Below are 26,032 nucleotides of genomic sequence, written 5' to 3'. Positions count from 1 at the left end.
TCGAGCGCGGACGGATGCCGATCCGGGAGCGGTACGGGTCGGTTCAGGTCCAGGCGAGGAACCTGTGACGCAGGACCCGCAGGGCGCGGTCGAGGACAAATCCGAGAATCATGATCGCGATCAGGGTCGCGTACACCTGCACGGAGTCGAACGACCGGACGCCCTGGATCTCGAGGTAGCCGAGTCCGGCGGTCCCGGCAACCATTTCGTAAACGAACGTGATGATCAGCGAGATCGGTAGTGCGATCTGAATCCCCGAAATGATCCCGGGCGAGGCGGCCGGGATGACGACCTTCCGGACCAGTTCGCGGTCGGAAGTGCCCATCATCCGCGCCGACCAGATGAGGTTCTCGTCGACCTCGCGGGTCGCGTTGCGCGTGTTGAGCGCGACGGGCCAGAAGCAGCCGACGACGACCAGCGCGATGATGGGCGTGTCTCCGCTGCCGAACCAGAACAGGAACACGGGGATGAGCGCGATCACCGGCACCGGGTAGCCGACCTCGATGATCGGGTCCCAGAACCAGCCCACGATCCGGCTCCGGGCGCTCAGGACGCCGACGACGATCCCGAGTACGCACGCGATGACGAGCCCGATCAGGGCCCGCCGGACGGTCAGATAGCCGTGACGGAACATCGTCCCGTCGGCCGTCAGTGACGCGAACGAGCTGTCCGCGCGTACCAGAATATCTGACAGCGGCGGCAGGAAGTAGTAGTGGATGAGTTCGAGCTGAGTGACCAGCTCCCAGAGGAGCAAGACGACGACCAGTGAGGCCGTCGCCTTGGCGAAGTCCACGAGGCTGGACCGGTCGAGGGTCGCGCTGCCTACGTCCATCGAATCAACCTCCGTTCGGTCCACTCGTAGCCGCGAACGGCGAAGAACGCCGCCGCCGAAATGACCACGAGAACGGCGAACATCTTTGTGTAGGCGCCGACTTGACTGTAGCGCAGAATCTCGAATCCGACACCCTCGTTCGACGCGATGAGTTCGGCGCTCACCAGCGCGATGAAGGCGATCGGAATCGCCTGTCTAATCCCGGTGAGGATGCTCGGGAACGTCGCCGGGATGACGACCTTCAGCGGGATCTTCCACGACGGCATGCCCATCATCTGGGCCGACCAGATCAGGTTCCGGTCGATGTTCTGGGCCGCGTTGTAGCTGTTCAACACGATCGGCAGCAGGCAGGCCAGGAAGACGATCAGAATCGCCGTCTCCGTACCCACACCGAGCCAGAGGATCGCCAGCGGCACCAGCGCGGCCTTCGGGATGGGGTAGACCAGCGCCAGGAACACCTCGAAGACGTTCTCTACCGGCTTCGACCGCGCCATGCCGACGCCGAGGAGGACCCCGACGGAGATACTCAACGCGAGCCCGACGCCCACCCGATAGAGCGAGATCTGAAGGTGGGGGATCACGTCGCCGGCGATCATTAGTTCCCACGTCGCGAGCGCGACCTCCGTGGGGGACGGAAGAATGTTCTCGTTGACGATAGTACCGCTGGCGAACTTCCAGAGCCCCGCGAAGATCAGTAGCGGGACCCACTCGAAAATGAATCTCCCGATCCGCCATAGCGGTTCGGGGACCGATTCTTCCAACCGGTCTAGTCTGAAATCGGCGTATGACATCGTGTTAGAGCTGTGCCTGGGGTTTCGTCTCCTCCCGGAGCGACTGCCAGACGGCGTTTTTCGTCTCGGTGTACTCGTCGGAGAGGATGATGTCCTCTCGCGGCTGGGTCCGATCGATGTCGATCTCGACGGCCGTCTTCTTCGTTCCCGGATGTCGCGTCATAATCATCACCCGTTCCGAGAGGTAGACCGCTTCCTCGACGTCGTGGGTGATGAAGATCACCGTCTTCTCTAAGTCGCTCCAGATCTCGAGGAGGTGATCCTGCAGCGCCTCCCGAAGCGGCTGGTCGAGCGCGCCGAAGGGCTCGTCCATCAGGAGGATCTTCGGGTCGTAGGCCAGCGTCCGCGCGAGCGCGACCCGCTGTTTCATCCCCCCGGAGAGTTCCTTGGGATACTTGTCTTCGAAGCCGTCTAAGTCCATCATGTCGATGAACTTCTGGGCGGTGTCCTTTCGCTCGGACTTATCGACGCCCTTCTGCTCTAATCCGTAGGTGACGTTTCCCATCACCGTCCGCCATGGGAACAGCGCGTAGTCCTGAAAGACGACGCCCCGATCGGTTCCCGGACCGTCGATCGGCTCGTCGTCGACGGCGATCGTGCCCGTGGTCTCCTCGAGAAAGCCGGCGATCAGGTATAGCAGCGTGCTCTTTCCACACCCGCTTGGGCCGACGACGCTGAGGAACTCGCCGCTCGGGACCTCCAGCGAGAGGTCTTCGATCGCCTTCGTTCGTTCGCCGCCCGATTCGTACACTTTCTCGAGGTTCGATATCGTGACGTGTCCTTGGACCATTGTGGCTGTCGGTTAGACGAGTGGGTATTTGAAGCTTGTGCGAATGGATATCATTGGACATGTCTCAGAGGTGATCCTCGATGTACTCATTGGTCGCGTTCTCCTCGGCGTCGAACTCACCGTCGAGGAGGCCGAGGTCGTTGAGTTCGTCCATGGTCGCCTGCAGGGCGTCGTGGTCGATCTCGATCTGGTCCCGGTAGTAGTCATGCTCGGTCAGGAAGAACTCGTCGACCTGTTCCTCGGGGAGTTCGAAGTGCTCCGCGGCCAGCGAGACGACCTCGTCGCGGTTCTCAAACATGTAGTTGACGACGTTCACGTAGTCTTCGCCCCAGGCCTCGACGGCATCGGACTTCTCGTCGAGCGCGTTGTTCGTCGCGACGGTGAACGCGAACGGGTAGGTGCCGTCGTACGCATCGTGGCTCGTAAAGACCTCGGTGAAGTCCTCGTTGCGCGGCCCCACGGCGAAGAGCGCGGGGAAGATGGCCGCGTCGAAGATGCCGTCTTGCAGTCCCTCCATAAATGTCGGGAACCCCTGTTCCTGAAAGTCGACGTCGTCCTCGCTGAGTCCGACCTCTTGCAGCATCTTCAGGTAGACCGCGTGGATGCCGGTCCCGGTCGCGTTGACCCCGAGCGTCTGCCCCTCGAGGTCCTCCGGTTCGGTGATGTCCGAGTCCGGCAGCGAGTAGATCTCGAACCCGAAGTGATCCGGATGCGCGTCCCAAAAGTCGGTTGCGATCGCCGTCAGCCCGTCGGGAACGGCGTCCCCCACGACCGCGCCGCCGAAGCTCTGGGTCGTGACCAGCGCCATGTCGGCCTCCCCGGCCGCCAGCGAGTTGATCGAGTCGGGCGTGCTCGCGTCCTGCGAGACCTCGAGATCGTACTCGTCGCCGAGGTTGTCGAGTTGGTCTTGAATCTCGGGGATGTCCAACAGCGATCCGAGGTTCTCGATCGGAACGACGAAGTTGAACCGAAGGGTGTCCTCGTCGACGCCACCCGTGCACCCCGCCAGTCCCGCAATCCCGGCAGTAGTTACTGCTGCACCAGTTTTGAGGAACGACCTCCTGTTACTGTATAGCATATGCGCTCAATTTGTCTATATTAGTAAAAGGATTGCGGATAGTATAATATATCACTTCTTACGACAGTTATATTAGTGGCGGAGATCTGTGCATCTCTTAACTGGATCGCCGAAACCCGTCGGTAAGACGTGACGCGACGGTACATCTGTCGGCCATCCGAACGCCCGGGAAGTTATCAACCAACGGAAGTCAGGGGCGTGTGCGCCGCGATTCTGGCGCGGTGAGTCTTCCGGCGTGATCACCGGCGCAGATAGCGGCAGGAATGGTTGACAAATCGTCGCTAATTGGTCAGAGTTTGAGCACGGGGAACCGTACGATGGGCGCGCTCGATCGCGTCGATAATCTCCTCGGCAGGCGATCCGACCTGTCCTCGCGGGACAGGAGTATCGATCTCCGCGCTCGTATTCGACCGATCGTCGACTGCACGCAGAGTTGCCGTCCGGTGATTCGTTCGCGCGCGATCTACTTGTTTTCCGGGAATCACCGACTGTCGGTCGATCCCGTCACCTGCTCGTATCTGTAGCGGTCGGCCGATCCGGAGCCGCGGTTACAAGCGATCGCTCCCGTTCTCGTACTCGTCGAGCACGTCCCAGTCCGGCGTTATCCCGAGTCCTGGTCTTTCCGGGAGCGAGATCGACTCACCAGACGGTTCCGGCGGTGATTCGTAGATTTTCTTGCCTACCTCCCAGACGATGTCGTGGAACTCGACGATCGACCCGCTGGCCACGCCCGCCTGGAGGTGCATGTTCTGGAACGGCCAGCCCCCGCCGTGTGCGACCCGGAGGTTGAACGCGTCCGCCATTCCGGCTACCTTGCTCGCTTCGGTGTAGCCGCCAACGAAACAGACGTTCGGTAAACTAATGTCGACCGCCCCGTTTTCGATCAGCTCCCGATGGCGAAAGCGGTGGCCCTCGTTCTGTCCCGCCGCGATCGGAACGCGCGTTCGAGTACGCAGGTCCGATAACAGCGACGCGTCGTTTCCGTATACCGGCTCCTCAAACCAGCTCAGTGAGACCGACTCGAGTCGATTACACAGTTCGAGCGCTTCGTCGACCGAGTACAGGTAATTCGCGTCGATCGCTAACTCGACGTCATCGCCGATAGCGTCGCGTACCGCGGTCACTCGCCTCGCGTCGATTCTCGGCGTCGCCCACTCGCCCTTTCCGACGACGATTTTGATTCGCTCCGCCCCGTCCGAGACGAGGTCGGTCACGATCTCGGCGAGTCGCGCCTCATCCCGGATCGCCTGTCCGATCGTATAGTACACCGGGACCGTCTCGGACGCGCCGCCCAAGAGGCGCCAGACCGGCTCGTCGTACTTCTTTCCCTTGATGTCCCAGAGCGCGATATCGACGGCGCTCACAGCCGTGCTCCAGGTTCCCGTCTGCGCTCGCGGATTGAGTTCGCGGTAGAGCAGGTCCCAGACGCGTTCCGTTTCGAGCGGGTTCTGCCCGGTTACCAGCGGTGCGATCTGCTCGTTGACGAATGACGCCGTGGCCTCCGGATAGAGGTACCCGGTCTCGCCGTATCCGGTGATCCCCTCGTCCGTTTCAACGGTAACGAACACGATCGTGTCATCGAGGTCGTCCTCGCCGGGTACGTCCGCGGGAACTGTGTACGTCGACGCTCGTACGCTTGTGATTTCCATGCAGGAATCCCATCGATAGCAACCCGACCGAGGGCCAAATAGCTACTCATCTCGAGCGTGCGGGGACGGTGTCAGCCTTGAGCGCCTGGGTGTCCCGTTGAAAGGGGGAGGGGAGACCTCGTCACCTGACGCTCATCACGTACCGTTGGAACGGAGATGCAATCGCTTTTAGGAAGGGGAGACCGACGAGGGCGACCGTCATCAGCGTCAGGATCAGCGGAATCGGCTCGTTGACGAATACCATCAGCGAGCCGTCTGACAACTGCAACGAGCGGATGAGGTTCTCTTCCGCGATCGGGCCGAGAATAATTCCGAGGACGAACGCGATAATCGAGTAATCGTACGTCATCAGGAAGAACCCGAACACGCCGAAGAACAGGACGGTGAAGACGTCGAGCCAGTTCCCCCGGAGTCCGAGGGAGCCGAGGGTGGAGAAGACGATCACGAGGGGAATGAGGTAGTTCGAGTTCACCGCGGTGACGTACGAGGTCTTCGTGATGAAGAAGAGCCCGACGGCGAGGATGATGATGTTGCCGATCAGTAGCGCGAGGAACACGCTGTAGGTAATGTCGATGTTCGTCGTGAACAGCTCCGGACCGGGGTTCAGCCCGTGCATCATCAGCCCGCCGAGCAGGATCGCGGTCGATCCGCTCCCCGGGATGCCGAACGAGAACGTCGGAATCAGCGAACCGGCAACCGTTCCGTTGTTCGCCGCTTCCGAGGCGATGACGCCGCGGTAGTTCCCCGAGCCGTACTCCTCGTCGCCGCTGCCGCTCCGAACCGTTTCCGCGTAGGAAACGAAGTTCGCGATGGACGCGCCGGAGCCGGGAATTGCGCCGATGAACATCCCGATGTATCCGGATTTGATTGTCGTGATCGGCGCCCGCAACACGTCGACGACGCCGGAGAACACGCTGCCGTCCATGTCGACGCCGTCTTTAGCGATTCCGCCGCGCTCGCCGGCGAGCTTGATCATCTCTCCGATGGCGAAGATACCGATCAGGACTGCGACGAAGTTCAACCCGTCGAAGAGCAACATCGTGCCGAACGTGTACCGCGGCTGTCCGACGGCGATCGGGAAGCCGATCGTCGAGAGGAGCAAGCCGAAGGCGCCGGCGGTGAGCCCCTTGACGAGCGAGCCGCGTGCGACGACGGTGATCAAAGCGATCCCGAACAGCGCGATCAGGAAGTACTCGGGCGATCCGAAGAGGAGGACGAGCGTCGTCAGGTAGGGCGTCAGCAGGATCAGCGTGACGATCGCGAACAGCCCGCCGACCGCCGACGCCGTCGCCGAGACGGAGAGCGCGTCCATCGCACGCCCTTGGCGCGTCATCTGGTAGCCGTCGAGCGTCGTGGCCGCGGCCGCCGCCGTCCCCGGGGTGTTGATTAGGATCGCCGCGATGCTGCCGCCGTACATCGCGCCGCTGTAGATGCTTATCAGCAGGATGATCGCGTCGGGTCCGCTCATACGAACCGTCAACGGGAGCACTACCGCTAACCCGAGATTGGGGCCCAGGCCGGGTATCGCACCGATGACGATCCCGACGAGAATGCCGGCGATCAACCAGCCCATCGTGCTCCCAGTGAAGAGGATGTCGATCGCTCCGGAGAAGCCGCCTCCGATCATCTATAGCCCACCCTGCATCAGGTCGACCGGCAGGATGTAGTCGAACGAGAGGGCGATCGTGATCGCCACGCCGAGCAACACCGCCGCGATTCGCTTTCGGATGCCGAAGAGCGCCGAGTACGCGATCACGAACAGCGGTGTCGCCAGCACGAGGCCGATGGCGTAGCCGACGACCCCGTATCCGGCCAACAGGCCGACGAGTATCGCTTGCTGTCGCTCGGCGTGTGGCGACGCGTCTCCGTGCTCGCCGTCTCGCTCCGCTCGCGAAGTGACCGCCTCCTCGGACTCGACGAGTTCGTCTTCCTCGTAATCGAACATCGAGCCCGAATCGTCGACGGCGTTCCGTATCGATTCGGGGAGATACCCCCGTGCGAGCAACAGGAGCACGCCGCAGATCGTCGCGATCGCGGTGAAGCGGGGAAAGATGGCGACCTGGTAGGAAAACGCGAACGACTCGACGAGCATGTAGCTCGAGACCACGAGCATGCCGACGAGCATCACCGATTCCGGCGTCGCTCGGTCCGTTATCGTACGATAAAGTGAACTGGCCATGGGTGTGCCTATTGCAGCTCTTCGAGGTCGACGTTCTCGGGGATCGCCTCCTCGCTCTCCTCCATGATCGAGAGCGCTTCGTCGGGGCTGATGAACTCGACGTCGTTGCCCGTCTCGTCGCTCCAGTCCGCCATCGCGTCGCTCTGGAGCGTCTCCTCGAGGCTATCGGTCAGAGTCTGGAGTTGATCGTCCGGCAGGTCCGGCGGCGCGATGAACGCCCGCGTGAAGCCGCCCATGAAGTCGATATCGGGTTCGTACCCGGCGTCGGTGTACGTCGGTAAGTCGGGAAACACGCCGCTCCCGTCGCTGTGTAACGCGGTGTTCACGTTGACCTGACTCTGGGCGTCTTCGGCGGCCGTCTCGGTGACGATACCGACCGGAACCTCGCCGCTGGCGACCGCCTCGAGAACGGGGCCGCTCCCGTTGTACACGATGAAGCTCTCCCACTGAAGATCGAGTCGTCCTTTCATCGTCTCGGCGAGGATGTGGCTTGGGGAACCGGTCGGTTGGCCGCCGATCGCCTCGATGTCGCCGCTTTCGTACGCGTCAGCGATCGCTCCGAAGTCGTCCAATCCGGAGTCGGGGTTCGATACTAACACCCAGACGTCCCGCGTGTAGCCGCCGATGTAACTGTAATCGCTGACGCTGAATCCGGGCTCCTGGATGAGGAACTGGGCCACGTCGGGCGAGTTGATGGGACCGAGGGTGTAGCCGTCGGGATCGGCGCTGTAGATCCGACTCAGTCCCTGCATCCCCGCTGCGCCTTCGATGTTTTCGAACTGCACGCCGACGTCGTGACTGTCCGCGATCTCCTGCCAGATCTGCCGCGTATAGATGTCGGTTCCGCCGCCCTGCCCCCACGAGATGATGACATGGAACTGATCGCTGGGGTATTCTCCACCGCCGTCGCCGCCGAGACAGCCGGCGAGCAACCCCGTCCCGATACTACCCGCTGCCGTGACGTACGCACGCCTACTGAACATGCAATGTGGTAGAACCCGACGCACCTATTAATACTTATTATAAGATACAGACGTGACCGAGGTCTCGGTATGCATCGGCGACTGTGAAATTTTGGTTCCGAATGCGAAACGACGGTTCTCACTCCGGTTCGGCCGATCGGAGCCCCGTCGAGCGGAGACGAGGGGGGAGCGGATCCGTCGAGGGCCGCGCGGCCGTCGACCCCGAGACTGCGCCTTCGTCGGTCGTCGGCGATTCGACCGTCGGCGTGGCGATGGAGTCGATCGCGGACGGCTGGGACGGACGATCTGCAGCGACCGATTCGGTCGCTGTCGCCGGAACGGCGGGTCCGACCGGTGTAACCGATCGGTAGGTATAACACGTGTCGGAGCGATTTCTCGATGAATGGTAGCGGATATCACAGAGCGTTTCGCATCGTCAATGGCGGCCGCGAACGTTGAGTCCACGCGCGTCGAGGCGGCGGCGTTCGAGGCGGCCCTCGAGGAGGTGGTCGAACCGCCGGCCGTCGGTGCGCCACTCGGGATCGAGGGCGTCTCCCTCCAGGACACCGAGGTGACCGTCCCGCCGACGCCGCGACTGCTCATGGACGCCGAGACCGGCGTGACGCGCGTGCACGGCGGGATCGCGGAGCACGGCACGTTCGTGATCCAGTCGGATGCCGACGGCACCGAACCGGTGAGTCTGTACCCGCGGACGCACGTTGGCGTCATTCGCGCGAGCGACCTCCACGAGGATGTCGAGTCGGTCGCGTCGTGGCTGGACGAGGAGTTCGACGCGGGCCGCGATTCCGCGATTCTGGCGACCGGCGCCAGTGCGACCGCGGACATGGGCGAACTCGTCCGCGGCGTTCACGGCCCGCAAACCGTCTACGCTATCGTCATCACGGATCGTTAATCATGTCGGAAACCACCACTCGAGCGGAGAAGGCCGCGCGCATCAGACACCTCTTCCAGACCGAGGGCGAGGCGGTGTTCGAGAACACGAACCACATCAACAACGGTCGGTACGAGGCCAACGCCAGGACCGACGACATCGAGGACCTCCGGTCGGCGGCCCGCCGCATCAAGGAAGACGCCATCGAACGCCTCCCCGAACTGATCGAGACGGTCCGCGAGAGCGTCGAAGACAACGGCGGAACGGTCTACCTCGCCGACGACGCCGCCGATGCCAACCGCTACATCACCGAGGTCGTCGAGGCCAACGACGCCGAGTCGGTCGTCAAGTCGAAGTCGATGACCAGCGAGGAGATCGAGGTCAACGAGGCGCTCGAGGCGAACGACGTCGGCGTCTACGAGACCGACCTCGGGGAGTTCGTCCTGCAGGTCGCCGACGAAGCGCCCTCCCACCTCGTGGGCCCCGCGTTCCACAAGTCCACCGAGGAGATCGCCGAGCTCTTCAACGCCCATTTCGATCCCGAGACGCCGTTCGAGACCGCGACGGACCTCACGCAGTTCGCGCGCGACTACGTCGGCGAGCAGATCAGGGACGCCGACGTCGGGATGACGGGCGCGAACTTCGTGTTCGCCGAGTCGGGGACCATCGCGCTCGTGACCAACGAAGGCAACGCCCGGAAGTGCGCGGTGACGCCGGAGACCCACGTCGCGGTCGCCGGCATCGAGAAACTCATCCCGAGCGTGCGGGAGTTTCCGCCGTTCGCCGAACTCATCGCGAAGGCCGCCGGCGGTCAGGACATCGCGACCTACCTGTCGCTGCTGTCGCCGCCGGTCGATTCGCCGGTCATCGACTTCGAGAACCCTGACGAACCGCTGTCGGGCGGCGGCGCCGAGGACCGCGAGTTCCACCTCGTGCTCATCGACAACGGCCGCACGGCTATGCGCGAGGACGACGAGCTCCGGGAGACGCTGTACTGCATCCGCTGTGGCGCCTGTGCGAACTCGTGTGCGAACTTTCAGCACGTCGGCGGCCACGCGTTCGGCGGCGAGACCTACACCGGCGGCATCGCGACCGGCTGGGAGGCGGGCGTCCACGGACAGGAGTCCGCCGCGGAGTTCAACGACCTCTGTACGGGCTGCTCCCGGTGTGTCAACGCGTGTCCGGTGAAGATCGACATTCCGTGGATCAACACGGTCGTCCGTGACCGCATCAACCGCGGTGCCGACCCCAAGCGGTTCGACTCGCTCGTGGAGGGGCTGACGCCCGACGAGGAGCCGGGGGGACTCGACATTCAGAAGCGCCTGTTCGGCAACTACGGGATGCTCGCCCGCCTGGGCAGCGCGACGGCGCCGGTCTCGAACTGGCTGGCCGACCTCGGCCCGTCCCGGGTGCTCATGGAGCGCGCGTTCGGCGTCGACCGGCGCCGCGAGTTACCCGCGTTCAAGCGGACGACGCTCTGCGACTGGTTCGCCGACCGCGAGCCGCTCCCGTCGGCGGGCGACGGCGACCGGTCGGCCGTCATCTACCCGGACGCCTACACGAACTACGTGCTGGTCGACCGCGGAAAGGCCGCCGTCAGAACGCTCGAGGCGCTCGGCGTCGACGTCGCGGTTGCGCCCTGTTACGAGAGCGGCCGCGCGCCGCTCTCCCAGGGCATGATCGAGACGGCGCGGACGAACGCGACTCGCGTCGCCGACAGCCTCGAGCCGTCCATCGAGGCGGGGCGGGACGTGGTCGTCATCGAACCCTCGGACCTGGTGGCGTTTCGCCGCGAGTACGACCGGTTGCTGCCCGCCGACCGCGCCGAGCGCCTCGCCGAAAACAGCTACGAGATCATGGAGTACGTCTACGGCCTGCTGGAGAACGGCGCGGACGCGGACGTCCTCGAGGGCGGCGCCGACGTCGCCTACCACAGTCACTGCCAGCAGCGGACGCTCGGGGCGGACGCGTACACGGAGGCGGTGCTCTCGGAGCTGGACTACGACGTCGTGACCTCGGACGTGGAGTGTTGCGGGATGGCCGGCTCGTTCGGTTACAAGTCGGAGTACTACGAGCTCAGCATGGAGGTCGGCGACACCCTGCGCGAGCAGTTCGAGGGGGAGACCGATCGCACGCTGGTCGCCAGCGGCGCGTCCTGTCACGAGCAGTTGGGATCGCTGTTCCCGCGCGAGTCCGTCCACCCGGTCGAACTCGTCGCGCCACGCTAGTCGGCGTGGCGAGGTGATCGGGATCCACCGATCGCTGCGATGGAACCGGTCTCGCCGATGCGTACCGGCGCGAGCCCGATACCTGGCCGATGGATCGATTTTCTCGCTCGGCTGATCGGTTTCGACGTTCGTCATGTTTAAGAGCGAATACCCTGTCTATCGGGTATGAGTCTGGTCGAGGAGATCGAAGGCGCGAGAATTATCGCCGACCGTATCGCGAACGTCCAACCGGACGAGCACGTTCTGATCGTGGGAGACTGGCGGTCGGACGAGGTCACCGAACGACTCGCTACGGCCGTCCACACGCTGGATGCCGAGGCGTCGGTCGCGCTCATGGCGCCGCGGGAGTACGACGGGAACGAACCGCCGGAGACGGTCGCCGCCGCGATGGGCGAAGCGGACGTGATAATCCTCGTTCCGACTAGGGCGATCGCACACAGCGCGGCGGCCAGTCAGGCTCTTGAGGAGGGGGCCCGGGTCGTCGCGATGGGGAAACTCTCCCTCGAGAAACTACGCGCGGACGGTCTGCGGGTCGACTTCGAGGAACTGGCGCCGAAAGTGAGGGAGATGGGCGACCTGTTCTCGTCGGCCGAGACCGCGCGCCTGACGGCGCCGAACGGGACCGACGTGACCTTCGCCCTCGGCGGGCGCGAGGGGAACGGACTGACCTGCACGGTCTCGGAACCCGGCGATTTCACGGTCGCCTACTGCGCCGAGGCGAACGTCACGCCGGTCGCCGAGGGGACGAACGGCTGGATCGTCTTCGACGGATCCATCCCGAACCTCGGCATCGGCATGCTCGAGGACGACATCGTGGTCGAGATCGAAGACGGGAGCGTGACGAGCATCGACGGCGGGCAGGAAGCGCGAAAGGTCGAGCGGATCTGGGCCGAGTACGACGATCCGGCGGTGCGTCAGGCCGCCGAACTCGCCGTGGGAATGAACCCGAAGTGTACCGAACTCGACGGCGGCTTCATCAACGATCACGGCGTGTTTGGGACCGTCCACGTCGGATTCGGGACGAGCAGCAACCTCGGGGGCGAAACCCGGACGCCGCTTCACTTCGACATCACCCTCCAGTCGGCGACGCTCGAACTCGACGGCGAGACAGTTCTGGAGGACCGCGAGTTTAAGATCCCCGCCTTCGCCGATCAGTAATACCGCCGAGGCGACTGTAGCGTCGAAATCGAACCGGTATCGTCGATCCTCGCCTTTCTCTACCGACGCCGGTACCGTTGGGTCGCAGTTCACGAGGGGTTGGCAGAGACAGAAACACCCGTCGAACGGCGAAATCGTGGGTCACAAGAACGGTGGTTCGACGGATCGACCGACACGCGACCGAGAGGTGGGGCGAATGTAAAAGAGTAGCAAAGATTTATACGGTTGTTCGAGACATGTTGAGGCGTACTATGGATGATAGCCTACGATCAGTTACCCCCGAGTCGGTCGACACCGGCGTCGACCCGCTCACGCAAGGAGATCTAGAGATCGAAACGTACCAAGTCGTCCGTCCCGACGGGTCCTACGACGCCGATCGAGTTCCGGACGTCGACGACGAGACGCTCCGTGATCTCTATCGCTGGATGCTCCTGCAACGGGTCTACGACAACCGCGCGACCAAACTCCAGCGTCGCGGTCGGCTCGGCACCGTCGCCTCCGGCCGCGGACAGGAGGCGAGCATCATCGGCAGCGGCTTTGCGCTTTCCCGGGACGATTGGATCTTTCCGTACGGCCGCGAGGCGGGCGCGTTACTGATGCACGGTCTCTCGATGCGCGACCTCTTGCTGTACTGGCGCGGCGTCGAGGACGCCTCTCGAATGGAGGGCGCCAATATCTTCGGGATGGCCATCTCGATCGGCTCGCACATCCCGCTGGCGACCGGGAAGGCGTGGGGCATGCAACTGAACGGCGAGGACACCATCGCCTTTGCGAACCTCGGGGACGGCGCGACCTCGACCGGCGCGTTCCACGAGGGGCTGAACTTCGCCGGCGTGCTCGGCGTCCCGGCGGTGTTCTTCTGCCAGAACAACCAGTACGCCATCTCGCTGCCCTTCGAGAAGCAGACCAACGCCGAGACGGTCGCCCAGAAGGCCCTCGCCTACGGCGTCGACGGGATCCGCGTCGACGGCAACGACGTCCTCGCCGTCTACAACGCCGTCTCGAAGGCGCGAGAACGGGCCCTCGAGGGTAACCCGGTACTCGTCGAGGCCGTCACCTACCGTCGGGGTGCACACACCACCAGCGACGACCCGACGCGATACCGTTCGGACGACGAAGTTGAGGAGTGGCAGAACCGGGACCCACTCGAGCGCTATCAGGCATTCCTCGAGGAGACCGATCGCTGGGACGCTATCGACGAGGAGGCGATCCGCGAGGAGGTCGAAGCGGAGTTCTCCGACGCCGTCGACGCCGCCGACGAGTTCGAAGAGCGGGGCATCGACGATATCTTCGAGCACCTCCACGAGGAGACGCCGCCGGAGCTCGAACGTCAGCTCGAGGAGTTACGCGAACTGTTAGAGGAGCGCCCGGATATGTACGAGTATATCGAACAGCGGCCCAAGGGGTAACATGAACGCGACAATTATTGAAGCAGTCAACGACGCACTACACGAGGAGATGGATAACGACGAGAAGACCGTCGTTTTCGGGCAGGATGTCGCCGAATCCGGCGGCGTCTTCCGGGCGACGGAGGGGCTCAAAGAGGAGTTCGGCGGGGACCGCGTCCTCGACGCCCCGCTTTCGGAGATCGCGATTGTCGGTGGGGCGGTCGGACTGGCGACCCACGGCTTTCGGCCGATCGCGGAGATCCAGTTCTCCGGCTTCCTCCCGCCGGCGTTCGATCAACTCGTGACGAACGCCAGCCGGATCCGCTGGCGGACCCGGGGCGAACTCACCGCACCCATGGTCGTTCGGACTCCCTACGGGGCTGGCGTCCGCGCTCTCGAACACCACTCCGAGAGTCTCGAGTCGATCTACAGCCACATCCCCGGGCTGAAGGTCGCGATCCCCTCGACACCCCACGACGCCAAGGGGATGCTCATCAGCGCCATCCGGGACCCCGATCCGGTGTTGTTCATGGAGCCCAAACACGTCTACCGCTCCTACAGAGAGGATATCGACGAGGGGTCCTACACTGAACCGCTCGGTGAAGCCGCCGTCCGGCAGGAGGGCGAGGACCTCACCGTCATCTCCTGGGGTGCGATGATGCACAAGACCCTCGAAGCGGTCGACAACCTCGCGGACGAGGGAATCGACGCCGAGGTGATCGACCTGCGGACCATCTCCCCGCTCGACAAGGAGACCGTGATCCAGTCGGTCACAAAGACGGGCCGCTGTGTCGTCGTCCACGAGGCCGCCAAAACCGGCGGCTTCGGCGCCGAACTCGTCGCGACGATCAACGACGAGATTCTGATGTACCTCGAGGCGCCGATCGAGCGTGTCGCCGGCTTCGACACCCCGGTTCCGGGGCTGGCGATGGAGGATTACTACATTCCGCATCCGCCCCGTATCGAGGAAGCAATCAAAGACACCGTCGCACACTGACGATCGAACGATTTTCTCCGGTCGGTCGTCACGACGGTCAGTAGTCGGGACGATTTCGAAACCGCTCAGTACGATTGGGACGCCGAAAGCGACGCGAGCGGCAGGTACCGTTCAAACCGCGAGTCAGAGCCGATCGCTCAGGTGAACGCGCGCTACCGATTCAACGTGTGAATTGCCTGTTCCTGTGCGTTCTCGGCTGCTTCCATCACTGCCTCCGAGAGCGTCGGATGCGCGTGGACCGTTCCCGCGAGATCCTCGAGGGTCGCCCCCATCTCGATCGCGAGGCCGACCTCCGCGATCAGTTCCGAGGCCTCTGGGGCGACGATCTGACCACCCAGCAGGAACTCGGTCTCCGCGTCGGCGACGAGCCGAACGAACCCCTCGGACTCGTCCATCGAAAGCGCGCGGCCGCTGGCTCGCAGCGGGAACGACCCGACGACGGGGTCGCAGCCCGCGTCCTCGGCCTCGGCTTCGGTCAGGCCGACGGTTCCGATCTCCGGATCGGTAAAGACCGCCGCGGGGATCGCCTGGTGGTCCAGCGCCGCCGGTTCGCCGGCCGCGACGCCCGCTGCGACGATCCCTTCGGCGCTGGCCTTGTGCGCCAGCATCGGTTCGCCCGCCACGTCGCCGATGGCGAACACGTGTTCGAGATCGGTCCGCGCGCGGTCGTCGGTCTCGATGAACCCGCGGTCGTCGGTCGCGAGGTCGAGCGCCTCGAGTTCGAGTCCGTCGGTCACCGGTTCGCGGCCGACGGCGACCAGTACGCGGTCGGCCTCGAGGACGGTTTCCTCGCCCCCCTCGCTCTCCGTGACGACCTCGATGCTGTCACCGTCGTCGGAGGCGAGCCACTCGATCGCGCTCTCGTGGAACCGGAAGTCGATGCCGAGGTCCGTTGCGCGGTTCCTGACCACGCGGGAGATGTCGTCCTCGTAGCTCGGCAGGACGTCCTCGAGCAGTTCGACGACGGTGACGTCGGCGCCGGCCTTCGCGAACGTTGTCGAGAGCTCCATCCCGATGTAGCCGGCGCCGACGACGACCAGTTCGTCGGGCACCTCGTCGGCGTCCAGCGCGTCCCGTGAGGACCAGACGCGGTCGTCCGCGAAGTCGAAGCCGGGCAGTTCCATCGGTCGACTCCCCGTCGCGACGATCGCGTGTTCGAACTCGATGGACTCGCTGCCCTGCCCTTCGCCGCCGTGAGCGATACGGACGGTCTCGTCGTCGACGAACGTCGCCGTTCCCTCGACCAGATTGACGCCGTTGCCCTTACAGAGCTTTTCGACGCCGCCCGTCAGCTGATCGACGACGCCGTCTTTCCACTCGACGAGCGTCCGCATGTCGACGGTGGGATCGGCGTGGATCCCCATCGTCTCGGCGTGGCGGGCCTCGTGGGCGATATCCGTGGCGGTGATCATCGCCTTCGACGGGATACAGCCGTAGTTCAGGCAGGTGCCGCCGTAGGCGTCTCGTTCGACGAGCGTCGCATCGAGTCCGTGTTGTGCGGCGCGAATCGCGGCCGTGTAGCCACCGGGGCCACCGCCGATAATCAATACGTCAGTGCCAGTTGTTACGTCTCCAACGACCATTATTCGAGTAGTAGTAGTTCGGGCGCGTTCAGGTATCGCTTGACCTCGTTCGTAAACTGTGCGGCCTCGGCACCGTCGACGATCCGGTGATCGACCGACATCGAAATCGGCATCGTCGGCCGGGCGACGACCTCGCCATCGTCGACCCAGGGACGTTCCTTCATCGATCCCAGCGCCAGGATCCCCGCTTCAGGATAGTTGATGATCGGCGAGGCGTACTCGCCGCCGATCGCACCGACGTTCGTGATCGTGAACGTCCCGCCTTGCATCTCTTCCAGACCGATCGACCGGTCACGTGCGCGCTCGGCTTTGTCGTTGATCTCCCGGGCGAGTTCGAGTAACCCCTTCCGATCGGCATCGTCGATGACGGGAACCATCAGTCCCGCGTCGCTGGCGACGGCGATGCCGATGTTATACTCGTCGTGGAGGACGATCTCGTCCTCGTCTTCGTCGAGTTCGGCGTTGATCGCCGGCACCTCCTTCAGCGCCGCCACCACGGCTTTGACCGCGAAGGGAAGGTAGGTAAGTTTGACACCCCGTTCGTCGGCCCGTTCTTTGAGCCGCGTCCGCGCGTCGACGAGCTCCGACACCTCGACCTCGTCGTGGTGACTCACGTGGGGCGCAGTGTACTTCGACGTTGCCATCTGGTCGCCGATCGTCCGCCTGACGCCGGTGTAGGGAACTCGATCACCGGGTCCAGGACCGCCGGGAACCTCGGTGGCCGACGCGCGCGAACTCGAGGGGGTCGTATTCGTGGCGCTGCCCGCGGTCGCGGCGGTTCCGGCAGTCGCCTCGGACGCGGCCCCATCGCTCGTCGCGTACGCGCGAACGTCGTCCGGTGTCACGAACGCTTTCCCATCGCGGCGTTCGCTCGCCGGAACGGCGTCCAGTGAGACGCCCTCCTCCCGGGCGAGCCGTCGAGTCGCTGGCATCGCCAGCGTCCGATCTCGGTCCGCACCGTCGGAACCGGCGACCGCCCCCGCAGCGCCGCCGTTTCGGTCGACCGCGGCTGGTTGGCTCGGTTCCGGCGTTGCCGCATCGGGTTCAGGGGCCGGCGACTCGAGGCCGCCAGTGGCAACACCGGCGTCAGACTCGAGGTCGCCCGTGTCGGAGCTAGCCGCGGGTTCGGACGCCGGCGAATCGTCGGTCACCCCCCGTGCAGCCTCACGAACGTCCCGTTCGGAGACCCGGTCCCCCGCGTCGGTCGCCGGAAGCGACGCGATATCGACGCCGACCTCGCGAGCGAGTCGCCGCACGCTCGGCGGTGCGAAGACGCGTCCGTCCGAGACGGTTTCCCCGCCCGATGCCGCTGGGGCATCGGCCGCGTTCGTCTCGTCATCCGCCGCCGTAGTCGCCGTCTCGGGTGATTCGGAACTCGCGGTATCGGTCCCTCTCGCCTCGTCCGACGTGGCAGGCTCGGCGCTCGACGTCCCGTCGACCTCGAACACGACGAGGACGTCGCCGACGGGAACCATCTCTCCCGCTTCAGCCCGCAGATCCACGATTTCCCCATCGTGGGGTGACGGGATTTCGACGAGTGCCTTGTCGGTCTCGACCTCGGCGAGTACCTGATCCTCTTCGACTGTGTCGCCGACGTCGACGTGCCAGGAGACGAGTTCACCCTCGGCAACGCCTTCACCGACGTCTGGTAGTTCAAACTCGGTTTTCATCGTTATACTATACACACTCATACAGAGATGCATACGCTCTTCGGTCAGTCGTGTCAGACGCCAGTCGCTCCCGCCGTAACCTGACAGCGACTGAGCCCACGTCCATTGTAGCCGACGAATTCGATCGAGAACCCGACCGCATCAATGCAGCGAACGATTCCGAACAATTAACTGTATAGCTGTTCGCAAGCCACGAATAACAGTTATTGTCTCGCGAACCGTTAGCTGCGGTATGGGATCAACCGACAGCGAGGGACGAACGCGCGTCAAAACGGTGGGGACCGCGTTCCGGATCCTCGAAGCGTTGAAATCGCTCGACGGAGCCACGACGACCGAGATCGCCAACGAACTCGATCTCCCGAAGAGCAGCGCCTACAATCACCTCCAGACACTCGAGCACGAGGGCTACGTGGTGGAGAACGGACAGACGTACGAACTCGGACTTCAGTTGCTCGATCTGGGTGCCTTTGCCCGACAGAAGCAAACGTTGTTCGACGTCGCAAAGCCGGAACTCGAGACGGTGGCCACCGAGACGGGCGAACTGGTCAACCTCCTCGTCGAGGAGAACGGCCGCGGCATATTCATCCGCCGCGAGCAGGGAGCGAACGCGGTGAACATTGATTCGTATACAGGGCAGTCCGTCCACCTTCATACGACCGCGCTGGGCAAGACGGTACTTGCGCACCTGTCAGCCCAGCGTCGAGAGGAAATCATCGACCGGCACGGGCTCCCCGAAAAGACCGAGAACACGATTACCGACCGCGACCGACTGGAGGGCGAACTCGATGAGATTCGAAGTGAGGGCGTCGCGTACGACATCGAGGAGCGCATCAGGGGACTCCGCTGCGTCGCGATACCGGTTTTCAAGGACGACAGTATCTCCGGCGCGATCAGCGTCTCCGGACCGAACAGCCGAATGAGCGAGCAGCGCATCCAGGACGACATCCTGCCACAGCTGAAACACGCTGCGAATATCATCGAACTCAACCAGACGTACTCGTAGCCTGTCACCCCCGACCGGCAGCAATGCGGTCAGAATTCGACTGTGGTAGCCACTTCTCGAGGGGATGACGGAGCCGCTGTGAGGTTACACGCCTGTTCGTCTCTCACGAGGGTGGACACAGCATAGCCGAACGATATCGTTCTATCCGAGTGCTTTTACCGAGTACGCCGCCACGGCCGACAACTGGGCACGTTTAGTTACAATCGTACTGGTGTAAATACTTGGAATGAGAGTAATGGTATCGAATTACAGTTCTGTACCGATCAAATCGCTACTCGGCACCAGTCTCGACAAAACCTCTCTGATTTACGATATTCAAACTATTCGAACACATCTGTGCCCGACCTGTCGACCGGTCGGCTCCAAGGACACAGAGAAACAGCCCCACAAGAGAAGCCACCGCTGCTCGAGGGACTCAACGGGCGTGTAGCGAATCGTTACGAATGTCCGTCTATCCGTTTCACAGATAGCCGACTACCCAGCGAAGAGGGGGTGATGTGATTTCGAACAGTTACCGTCTCTACCCCAGATAAATGTGATATACCACAGTAAATAATCGATAGGTCCTGTTTCGGACGAGAATTCCACAGATGAACAGTGTAGCGTAATGTCTATCTATCCGCAGTGTGTCGCATCCACGCACCTATTATTTCACGGAGAGATTATCTATCGGTATTTAGAACCATGGGCGAAGAATAAAGACCCCTCAAATATCGTCCGCGACGATGGGTCGTTTGCCTATATTGAACGTCACGTTTCTCTTGGCGAACGAATATGAATCCACATTCAGTATCGAATCGGTCGCTGCCGGTTCGATCCGCGGAGAAATTACCGGTGAGGTCCATTTTCACATGCGTGACGGTCGTGAGATATTGGGTAACCTTTTTACAGTGCATCCCACACGAGCAATCACAATGGATGAAGACGATTCCTTCGACGTCTCCCCACGTGATATCGCCATTCTGAAAGCGAGAGTTGATCATCCAACCTCGTCCACACGAGAACTCAGTCGGATCCTCAAGGAAGAGTACGGTATCACCCTCTCTCACAACCGGATCAACGAGATTTTGCGGACGATGTCCGAACAGGAAATCTTCCGGGAAACGATCCTTCCGAACCGGGAAATATTCCGCCACTACCTGTTCCGCATTTCGTTTAACTTCCCGAACTTCGAGGACAACTGGCGAAACTGTTACGATCGACTCCAGAACAATCCCCACGTGCTGATGTTCTTTACCGCGGACAGCGACTACCAGTGGCACGTAATTTCACAGTTCCGGACGGATGACGAGATGGAGCGGTGGGTGCACGAATTCTTTAAGGATCATGGAGAGCTAATTTCAGAATTCCACAATACTATGCTCCATACCGTTCATAAATTTAAAACGGAAGCCGCCGTCTTCGATAACATTCTCGCGGAAACGGAAGAAGGGCGACAGTATCTCGAGTACAACGAGTAAATATATTACAAATATTTCAATAACCGATTGCTGACCTGCGATAAGAATCACTTCTCCGTAATTTATATTACATTGTTCGACCATGAGTCGGTATGGGAGTAACCGATTTCTTCGATCCGGACGGAATCGCCGTTATCGGCGCGTCGAAAACCCCCGGGAAACTCGGGAACGACGCAATGACCAACATTCGGTCCTACGACGGCGACGTCTACCCGGTCAACCCCTCCAGTTCGGGGAGTGTCTACGGCTACGAGTTCGTCGAATCGGTCGCCGACACCGACGCCGATCTGGCGTTGTGTTGCGTCCCCAGCCCCGTCGTCCCGGACGTCCTCGAGGAGTGTGGCGAGGCAGGCGTCGGCGCCGCTGTGATCTTCGCCGGCGGTTTCGCGGAAGTCGACGAGGATGGCCAAGAACTCGAGGCCGATGTCGTTCGGATCGGCGAGGAGTACGACATGACGGTCCTCGGGCCGAACACGGCGGGCTACTGTATCCCACATCTAGATCTCTACGGCTCGTTCGTGCCACAGATCCGGGAGGTCGAGACGGGGAACGTCGCCCTCGTCGCCCAGAGCGGTGGCGTCGGAATCACGTCCTCGTTCCAGTTTGACCGCGAGGAGTACGGCGTCTCGGCGATGTTCGGCCTCGGAAACCGCGCCAACACCGGCTTCGCCGAGCTCATTCCGGTGCTCGATGATGACCCCCAGACTGACGCGATCGCGCTCCACATCGAGGGGACCGAGGATATCGATGCCTTCTTCGAGGTCTGTCGGAACGCGGAGACGCCAATCGTCGCGTACAAGGCCGGCAGCGAGGACCTGAGCGAGTTCGTCCAGTCTCACACCGGCGCGCCGATTCAGGACCGCGCGACCTACGAGGAGACCCTCGCCGGTGAGGGAGTCGTCTTCGTGGATTCGGTGACCGAACTCCTGGATGCCAGCCGCGCGATCGCGGACACGCCGACGCCGGCAGGGGAACACGTCGGCGTCGTTACCGCCCAGGCCGGCCCGGGAATCATCATCGCCGACGAACTCAACGAGCGCGGCGCCGTGTTCCCCGACCTGGACGACGACACGCAAGCGCGCGTCGACGACCTCCTGCAGGGGATCACCTACACGGAAAACCCGGTCGACACCGGCCGCCCGCTGCCCGAGTTCGGGCAGGTCATCGACGCCGTCGCTCGCGACGACAACGTCGACATCGTCATCGTCTACGAAATCTACGAGGACTCGCTGGGCTACCCCGTCGAGGAACTGGAGACCCTCTCCGAGGAGGTCGACAAACCGATCCTCTTCACCGTGGCCGGCCCGGACAGCTTCGAGGAAGAGCGCCTCGAGATGGAAGCTTTCGGTATCCCGACCTTTCAGGCACCCGAGCGTGGCGCTCACGCGGTCGCGGCGCTGATCGACTCGATCTCCGACGACGCGTAGGACGGCGGACGGATCACCGACTCCGTGCTTTTCGCCTGGTTCGCTGTTGTCGAACGTACTGGAGTCGCGACGCGAATACGAGTCTCGACGTCACGGGAAGTACGATACGAAGGAGTACGATACCACGCAGTCCTCAGTACAGCAGCGTGAAGACGATCAACTGGAGCGGCAGCAACACGAGGATCGACACAAGTGAACAGGCGACCGTCGTGCGGATGACCTCACCAGTGTCGGCAGTTCCCTCGGCCAGAATGACGACGAGGACTGCCGACTGGTAGGGGAAGAAGTACGAGCTCAGCGCTAGCGCTTCCGACATCAACACCGGTGTCAGCGGCAGCCCAGCGGCCTCCGCATACGGAATGAGGATCGGTGTGAGGACGCTGGCGACGGCCAGCCCCTCCATCAGGAACGTCAGCAGGAACGTGATGCCGAAGACGACCGCGAGGATGGCCGCCAGCGAGGCATCCGTCGGAATCAGCCCGAGCAGGTGATCGGCCGCATCTTCGGTGAAGCCGGTGTGAGCCAGCCCGTCGCCGATCGCAAACACGGCGGCGATGAAAAACAGGATCGAAAAGTCCGTCTCACCGACGCTCTCGAAGTCGGTGACGCCAACGCTAGGGAGGAACGCGAGCGCGACGACGACGAGCGCGCCGACCACCGGATGAAAGCCGTGGACGAAATCGGTCGCCCAGATGAGCGCCCCGATGAGCAGGAACGCCAGCATCCGCCGCTCGGTACGCGTCGTGGTACCGGTTCCGTCCGGAACGGAGACACTCGAGGACGGGTCCGGCCGGAACAGATAGTAGACCACTCCACAGACCAGCAGTACTCGCGTCAGGCCCATAACCGGGTACATATGGAACCACCACTCCGACCACGAGATGTGATGGCCGGCGATCGACTGACCGAAGCCAGCGAGCATGATGTTCGGAAGGTCGGCAGTGAGAATCCCCGACGAGCCGTAGAACGTGGCGAAGGCGGGGCCGAGGAAGATGCCGACGCGTGCCTCGCGATCGTCGAAGAGATCACCGGTCTCCGTGAGGATCGGTGCGATAATCAGGATGCGAACGAGCGAGGAGGGGATGAGAAAGGCCAGCGCGTGGGCGCCGATCGAGAGCGCGAGCAGGAGCCGACGATAGGTCCGTACCGGCTGCATCCGCACCGACTCGGAGACGGTTCGTGCCGTGATACGAGTCCCCGCCCAGTTCGCGAGACCGCTCCGGCGGGTCGCCTCACCCATCAATAATCCGAATCCGATGAGCCACGTCGCCGGTTTCTGAAACCCGGTCAGCGCCAGTTCGGTCGAGAACGTCACGGCGATGAGACCGATCCCGATCAGCCCTGTGTAGGCAGGCGGGACCGGCGTGAGGATCCAAAGGGCGATACAGAAGACGGTGATCGAAAGCATCCACGCGGCGTCTCCCATACCCGATACTGCGATCCACGTCGTCGCGGTGACCGCTATCGCGACGGCAAACGAGATCGGCGGTGTCTGTATCTGCTCGATCACCGACCGGCCATTCATTGATACCTACACTCACATAGTGCTCGGTTAAATCTATCGGGGTTTCACTAGCGATCTCCGATTCGAGTGTAGTCGGTCGATTCGACGGGATGTATCGTCGGGTCCGAGATGAGTCAAAGCGGGCGGCGACTCGAGGTGTCTAGTAGCCACTGGAAGTCAGTCGACATCTGATCGCACGAGGGCAGCGCGGTTCGGAGCGTGCGCGGTTCGGAGCGTGCGCGGTTCGGAGCGTGCGCGGTTCGGAGCGTGCGCGGTTCGGAGCGAACGAAGGGAGCGAGAACCGCGACGCCGAACGGGGAGCAAAGCGACCCGTGAGCGAACGAAGGGAGCGAGAACCGCGACGCCGAACGGGGAGCAAAGCGACCCGTGAGCGAACGAAGGGAGCGAGAACCGCGGAATGTGCGATCGGTGTGTAACCAGTTCCAGTTGGTACTATCTCGGGCAGTGACTCGAGACTGTCTTATCGGCTACATCGTTGGAGACCGCGTCTCGGAGGATCAGCGCTGCGAAGGCAGTTCCGCGACGGCCGTCGTTCCGTATGCGAACATTTAGTATGCGCCTGAGTGAGGTACCGGTGGATGGTAGTTCGGGTGATTAGTGCCTTCTTGCGCGCACTCACAAGGCTCTTAGAGCGCGCAAACGTCATCGAGCGATCGCGGTTACGGGCAACGGTCGACCTCGCCTGGCCGCGTATCGTCACCGGGCTCGCACGGATGTCGAAGCAGACCGCCGACATCGCGATGGTCGGGCTGGTACTCGGACCGCCCGCGATCGCCGGACTCGCGTTCGCGTACGCGTACTGGCAACTCGGTGACCGCCTCTCGCTGGGGTTATCAGGTGGATCGATCAGTCTTGTCTCCCAACACTACGGCGCCGACGAGATCGGGCTGGCCAACCGGGCGATCACCCAGAGTTATCTGGTCGCGACGGCGCTTGCAGTCCCACTGGCCGTGGCCTTATACTGGCAAGCCGAGTTCCTGATCGGAATCATGAGCTCCGATCCCGCAGCCATCGAGTACGGCGCGACCTATCTACTGATCGTCGCTCCGGCAATCGTCTTCGAGTTCTACAACAAAGTCGCCAGTCGCATCTTCGCCGGTATCGGCGACACGTTCACTCCGATGCTGATTCGTGGCGGCGGCGCCGCCGTAAATATCGTCCTCAACGCCGTGTTGATCTTCGGCCTCGGCCTGGGCGTCGTCGGAGCCGCAATCGGCACCGCCGTCTCGACTGCACTCATTACGGTCGGACTGCTCTGGGGACTCGTGGGGAAGTCGTACCCGACTCGAGACGCCCTTCCCGTTGGGTTGACCGCCGCAGGTCCCGTCGTCGATCCGTCGCTGCTACGAGCGCTCGTCGCTGTGAGTACGCCGTTAATGTTCCAGCAACTCGCACGGGCCGCGGTCGCATTTCCGCTGCTCGCCATCGCCGCAGTTTTCGGCTCCGTCGCCGTCGCTGGATACGAGATCGCCCGCCGGATGCGAGACCTGATCAATAGCCTCTCGTGGGGGCTCTCCATCGCCTCGAGCAGTCTCGTCGGCCGTCATCTCGGCAGTGGTGAGGGGGACCTCGCAGCGGCGTACGGAGACGAGATCATTCGGTTCTCGCTGTGCTCCTACATCGTTGCTGCCGTCTTCGTCGTGGTCTTCGCCGAACCGATTGCACAGTTGTTCGTCACCGACCCCATAACCGTCGATCTGGCGACGACGTTCGTCCGCATCACGGCCGTCGCGACGATCGGGCTCGGGCTCGACGAGGCAGCGACAGGCGCATTGCGCGGCGCCGGGGACACACGCTGGCCGTTCTACGCCGCCCTGGTGGGGCTCTACGGCTTCGCCTTGCCGATCGCGTTCCTCGGAGTCGTGACACCCCTCGGTATCACGGCGCTGTTCGTCTCGCTGATCGCGGAAATGTTCGTTCCGGCAGTGATCACGCTCTACCGGTACTACTCCGGTGTCTGGCGCGACGTCAGCCGTTCACTTCGCGACCAATCGACGGGATCGACGGAGTAAGTGATTCGCTTGACTCACAGTCATCCCGGTTTGTACTGTAGAGAGGTAATCGTTGTTCGCCACTAGAGAACAAACGGGATCGATTTCGGTATAATACGGAATTTTCATCCAAGCGAACAGCGGGAGGAGGTAGTAGCACAGCACCACGTACTGGGGCCTATTAAGGGAGAGAACGGTATCAGATCGAGCGATTTAACGTTCGAATTACACACATTCACCTGTAAACTAATCCGAGTGTAACGGACACCAATACGGTCGATTCACAAACAGCGAACGGATGCCGAGGCCAGCAAGTTGGTGGTTGGGGCTCAGGTTGGGCACAGCGAAAACCGATTCGGTCCACTCATGGGTCGGTTTCAGGACGGATACCGACATCTGTCACCGCACGGCGCTGCGACAGCCGGCGCG

General features: G+C 62.7%; 20 protein-coding genes. 9 read left to right on the top strand and 11 right to left on the bottom strand.

From position 1 onward, the window contains the following. Positions 1–43: 43 nt before the first annotated feature. The 8 genes from ACSFC7_RS26200 to ACSFC7_RS26165 form a co-directional block, all read right to left on the bottom strand. Complete coding sequence (locus tag ACSFC7_RS26200) at positions 44–832, bottom strand: ABC transporter permease (RefSeq protein ID WP_436348234.1); 789 nt, start codon at positions 830–832, stop codon at positions 44–46. Continuing rightward, a complete protein-coding gene (locus ACSFC7_RS26195) occupies positions 823–1,593 on the bottom strand; it encodes an ABC transporter permease (RefSeq protein WP_436348232.1) in 771 nt (256 codons plus the stop codon). The genes ACSFC7_RS26200 and ACSFC7_RS26195 overlap by 10 nt, the downstream gene beginning before the upstream one ends. Positions 1,594–1,627: 34 nt before the next feature. Then, positions 1,628–2,413: an ABC transporter ATP-binding protein gene (locus ACSFC7_RS26190; protein ID WP_436348230.1), complete on the bottom strand. Its 786-nt coding sequence runs from the start codon at positions 2,411–2,413 to the stop codon at positions 1,628–1,630. A 64-nt stretch (positions 2,414–2,477) separates the two neighbouring features. Beyond that, positions 2,478–3,491, bottom strand: coding sequence for an ABC transporter substrate-binding protein (locus tag ACSFC7_RS26185; RefSeq protein WP_436348229.1), 1,014 nt, complete (start codon positions 3,489–3,491; stop codon positions 2,478–2,480). A gap of 548 nt (positions 3,492–4,039) precedes the next feature. Beyond that, positions 4,040–5,140, bottom strand: coding sequence for a mandelate racemase/muconate lactonizing enzyme family protein (locus tag ACSFC7_RS26180; protein WP_436348227.1), 1,101 nt, complete (start codon positions 5,138–5,140; stop codon positions 4,040–4,042). 121 nt (positions 5,141–5,261) lie between these two features. Continuing rightward, a complete protein-coding gene (locus tag ACSFC7_RS26175) occupies positions 5,262–6,767 on the bottom strand; it encodes a tripartite tricarboxylate transporter permease (RefSeq protein ID WP_436348225.1) in 1,506 nt (501 codons plus the stop codon). After that, positions 6,768–7,319 (bottom strand): tripartite tricarboxylate transporter TctB family protein, encoded by a 552-nt coding sequence (locus ACSFC7_RS26170; RefSeq protein WP_436348223.1) that lies wholly within the window; start codon positions 7,317–7,319, stop codon positions 6,768–6,770. An 8-nt stretch (positions 7,320–7,327) separates the two neighbouring features. Further along, positions 7,328–8,302: a Bug family tripartite tricarboxylate transporter substrate binding protein gene (locus tag ACSFC7_RS26165; protein WP_436348222.1), complete on the bottom strand. Its 975-nt coding sequence runs from the start codon at positions 8,300–8,302 to the stop codon at positions 7,328–7,330. Between the two features lie 382 nt (positions 8,303–8,684). On the opposite strand from ACSFC7_RS26165, the gene ACSFC7_RS26160 reads away from it, so the two are divergent. From ACSFC7_RS26160 to ACSFC7_RS26140, 5 genes are all read left to right on the top strand, one after another. Continuing rightward, positions 8,685–9,194: an LUD domain-containing protein gene (locus ACSFC7_RS26160; RefSeq protein WP_436348220.1), complete on the top strand. Its 510-nt coding sequence runs from the start codon at positions 8,685–8,687 to the stop codon at positions 9,192–9,194. Positions 9,195–9,196: 2 nt separating this feature from the next. After that, positions 9,197–11,401, top strand: coding sequence for an LUD domain-containing protein (locus tag ACSFC7_RS26155; protein ID WP_436348218.1), 2,205 nt, complete (start codon positions 9,197–9,199; stop codon positions 11,399–11,401). 165 nt (positions 11,402–11,566) lie between these two features. After that, the gene (locus tag ACSFC7_RS26150; RefSeq protein ID WP_436348216.1) at positions 11,567–12,559 is read left to right on the top strand and encodes an aminopeptidase; all 993 of its coding nucleotides are present in this window, start codon (positions 11,567–11,569) and stop codon (positions 12,557–12,559) included. A 251-nt stretch (positions 12,560–12,810) separates the two neighbouring features. Next, positions 12,811–13,968, top strand: coding sequence for a pyruvate dehydrogenase (acetyl-transferring) E1 component subunit alpha (gene pdhA / locus ACSFC7_RS26145; protein WP_436348214.1), 1,158 nt, complete (start codon positions 12,811–12,813; stop codon positions 13,966–13,968). 1 nt (position 13,969) lies between these two features. Beyond that, a complete protein-coding gene (locus ACSFC7_RS26140) occupies positions 13,970–14,944 on the top strand; it encodes an alpha-ketoacid dehydrogenase subunit beta (protein WP_436348212.1) in 975 nt (324 codons plus the stop codon). A gap of 152 nt (positions 14,945–15,096) precedes the next feature. On the opposite strand, the gene lpdA is transcribed toward ACSFC7_RS26140, so the two are convergent. Then, complete coding sequence (gene lpdA, locus ACSFC7_RS26135) at positions 15,097–16,527, bottom strand: dihydrolipoyl dehydrogenase (RefSeq protein ID WP_436348211.1); 1,431 nt, start codon at positions 16,525–16,527, stop codon at positions 15,097–15,099. Further along, positions 16,527–18,197, bottom strand: coding sequence for a 2-oxo acid dehydrogenase subunit E2 (locus ACSFC7_RS26130; protein WP_436348210.1), 1,671 nt, complete (start codon positions 18,195–18,197; stop codon positions 16,527–16,529). The genes lpdA and ACSFC7_RS26130 overlap by 1 nt, the downstream gene beginning before the upstream one ends. Before the next feature lie 232 nt (positions 18,198–18,429). Between ACSFC7_RS26130 and ACSFC7_RS26125 the strand changes: the two genes are divergently transcribed. The 3 genes from ACSFC7_RS26125 (at position 18,430) to ACSFC7_RS26115 (ending at position 22,087) form a co-directional block, all read left to right on the top strand. Further along, on the top strand, positions 18,430–19,200 hold the full coding sequence (locus tag ACSFC7_RS26125; RefSeq protein ID WP_436348209.1) for an IclR family transcriptional regulator: 771 nt from the start codon (positions 18,430–18,432) through the stop codon (positions 19,198–19,200). Positions 19,201–20,114: 914 nt separating this feature from the next. Beyond that, positions 20,115–20,660: a helix-turn-helix domain-containing protein gene (locus tag ACSFC7_RS26120; protein WP_436348207.1), complete on the top strand. Its 546-nt coding sequence runs from the start codon at positions 20,115–20,117 to the stop codon at positions 20,658–20,660. A gap of 92 nt (positions 20,661–20,752) precedes the next feature. Continuing rightward, positions 20,753–22,087 carry a CoA-binding protein gene (locus ACSFC7_RS26115; protein ID WP_436348206.1) on the top strand — a complete coding sequence of 445 codons (1,335 nt, stop codon included), beginning with the start codon at positions 20,753–20,755 and terminating at the stop codon, positions 22,085–22,087. Positions 22,088–22,220: 133 nt separating this feature from the next. Here ACSFC7_RS26115 and ACSFC7_RS26110 read toward each other — a convergent pair whose 3' ends face one another. Further along, positions 22,221–23,612, bottom strand: coding sequence for an SLC13 family permease (locus tag ACSFC7_RS26110; protein ID WP_436348205.1), 1,392 nt, complete (start codon positions 23,610–23,612; stop codon positions 22,221–22,223). 578 nt (positions 23,613–24,190) lie between these two features. Here ACSFC7_RS26110 and ACSFC7_RS26105 point away from each other — a divergent pair. Further along, complete coding sequence (locus tag ACSFC7_RS26105; protein WP_436348204.1) at positions 24,191–25,624, top strand: MATE family efflux transporter; 1,434 nt, start codon at positions 24,191–24,193, stop codon at positions 25,622–25,624. Positions 25,625–26,032 lie beyond the last annotated feature (408 nt).

Source organism: Natronorubrum halobium (assembly GCF_051351675.1).
GTDB lineage: Archaea > Halobacteriota > Halobacteria > Halobacteriales > Natrialbaceae > Natronorubrum.
Note: the sequence above shows the minus strand (reverse complement) of the source record. Positions and strands in the feature narration are given on the sequence as shown.

Excerpts from the sequence above, each read along its gene's own strand:
- ACSFC7_RS26200 (WP_436348234.1), bottom strand. The coding sequence starts at position 832 with ATGGACGTAGGCAGCGCGACCCTCGACCGGTCCAGCCTCGTGGACTTC.
- ACSFC7_RS26110 (WP_436348205.1), bottom strand. The coding sequence starts at position 23,612 with ATGAATGGCCGGTCGGTGATCGAGCAGATACAGACACCGCCGATCTCG.
- ACSFC7_RS26170 (WP_436348223.1), bottom strand. The coding sequence starts at position 7,319 with ATGGCCAGTTCACTTTATCGTACGATAACGGACCGAGCGACGCCGGAA.
- ACSFC7_RS26130 (WP_436348210.1), bottom strand. The coding sequence starts at position 18,197 with ATGAAAACCGAGTTTGAACTACCAGACGTCGGTGAAGGCGTTGCCGAG.
- pdhA (WP_436348214.1), top strand. The coding sequence starts at position 12,811 with ATGGATGATAGCCTACGATCAGTTACCCCCGAGTCGGTCGACACCGGC.
- ACSFC7_RS26125 (WP_436348209.1), top strand. The coding sequence starts at position 18,430 with ATGGGATCAACCGACAGCGAGGGACGAACGCGCGTCAAAACGGTGGGG.
- ACSFC7_RS26140 (WP_436348212.1), top strand. The coding sequence starts at position 13,970 with ATGAACGCGACAATTATTGAAGCAGTCAACGACGCACTACACGAGGAG.
- ACSFC7_RS26150 (WP_436348216.1), top strand. The coding sequence starts at position 11,567 with ATGAGTCTGGTCGAGGAGATCGAAGGCGCGAGAATTATCGCCGACCGT.
- ACSFC7_RS26190 (WP_436348230.1), bottom strand. The coding sequence starts at position 2,413 with ATGGTCCAAGGACACGTCACGATATCGAACCTCGAGAAAGTGTACGAA.
- lpdA (WP_436348211.1), bottom strand. The coding sequence starts at position 16,527 with ATGGTCGTTGGAGACGTAACAACTGGCACTGACGTATTGATTATCGGC.
- ACSFC7_RS26120 (WP_436348207.1), top strand. The coding sequence starts at position 20,115 with ATGGATGAAGACGATTCCTTCGACGTCTCCCCACGTGATATCGCCATT.
- ACSFC7_RS26105 (WP_436348204.1), top strand. The coding sequence starts at position 24,191 with ATGGTAGTTCGGGTGATTAGTGCCTTCTTGCGCGCACTCACAAGGCTC.
- ACSFC7_RS26165 (WP_436348222.1), bottom strand. The coding sequence starts at position 8,302 with ATGTTCAGTAGGCGTGCGTACGTCACGGCAGCGGGTAGTATCGGGACG.
- ACSFC7_RS26175 (WP_436348225.1), bottom strand. The coding sequence starts at position 6,767 with ATGATCGGAGGCGGCTTCTCCGGAGCGATCGACATCCTCTTCACTGGG.
- ACSFC7_RS26115 (WP_436348206.1), top strand. The coding sequence starts at position 20,753 with ATGGGAGTAACCGATTTCTTCGATCCGGACGGAATCGCCGTTATCGGC.
- ACSFC7_RS26160 (WP_436348220.1), top strand. The coding sequence starts at position 8,685 with ATGGTAGCGGATATCACAGAGCGTTTCGCATCGTCAATGGCGGCCGCG.
- ACSFC7_RS26185 (WP_436348229.1), bottom strand. The coding sequence starts at position 3,491 with ATGCTATACAGTAACAGGAGGTCGTTCCTCAAAACTGGTGCAGCAGTA.
- ACSFC7_RS26155 (WP_436348218.1), top strand. The coding sequence starts at position 9,197 with ATGTCGGAAACCACCACTCGAGCGGAGAAGGCCGCGCGCATCAGACAC.
- ACSFC7_RS26180 (WP_436348227.1), bottom strand. The coding sequence starts at position 5,140 with ATGGAAATCACAAGCGTACGAGCGTCGACGTACACAGTTCCCGCGGAC.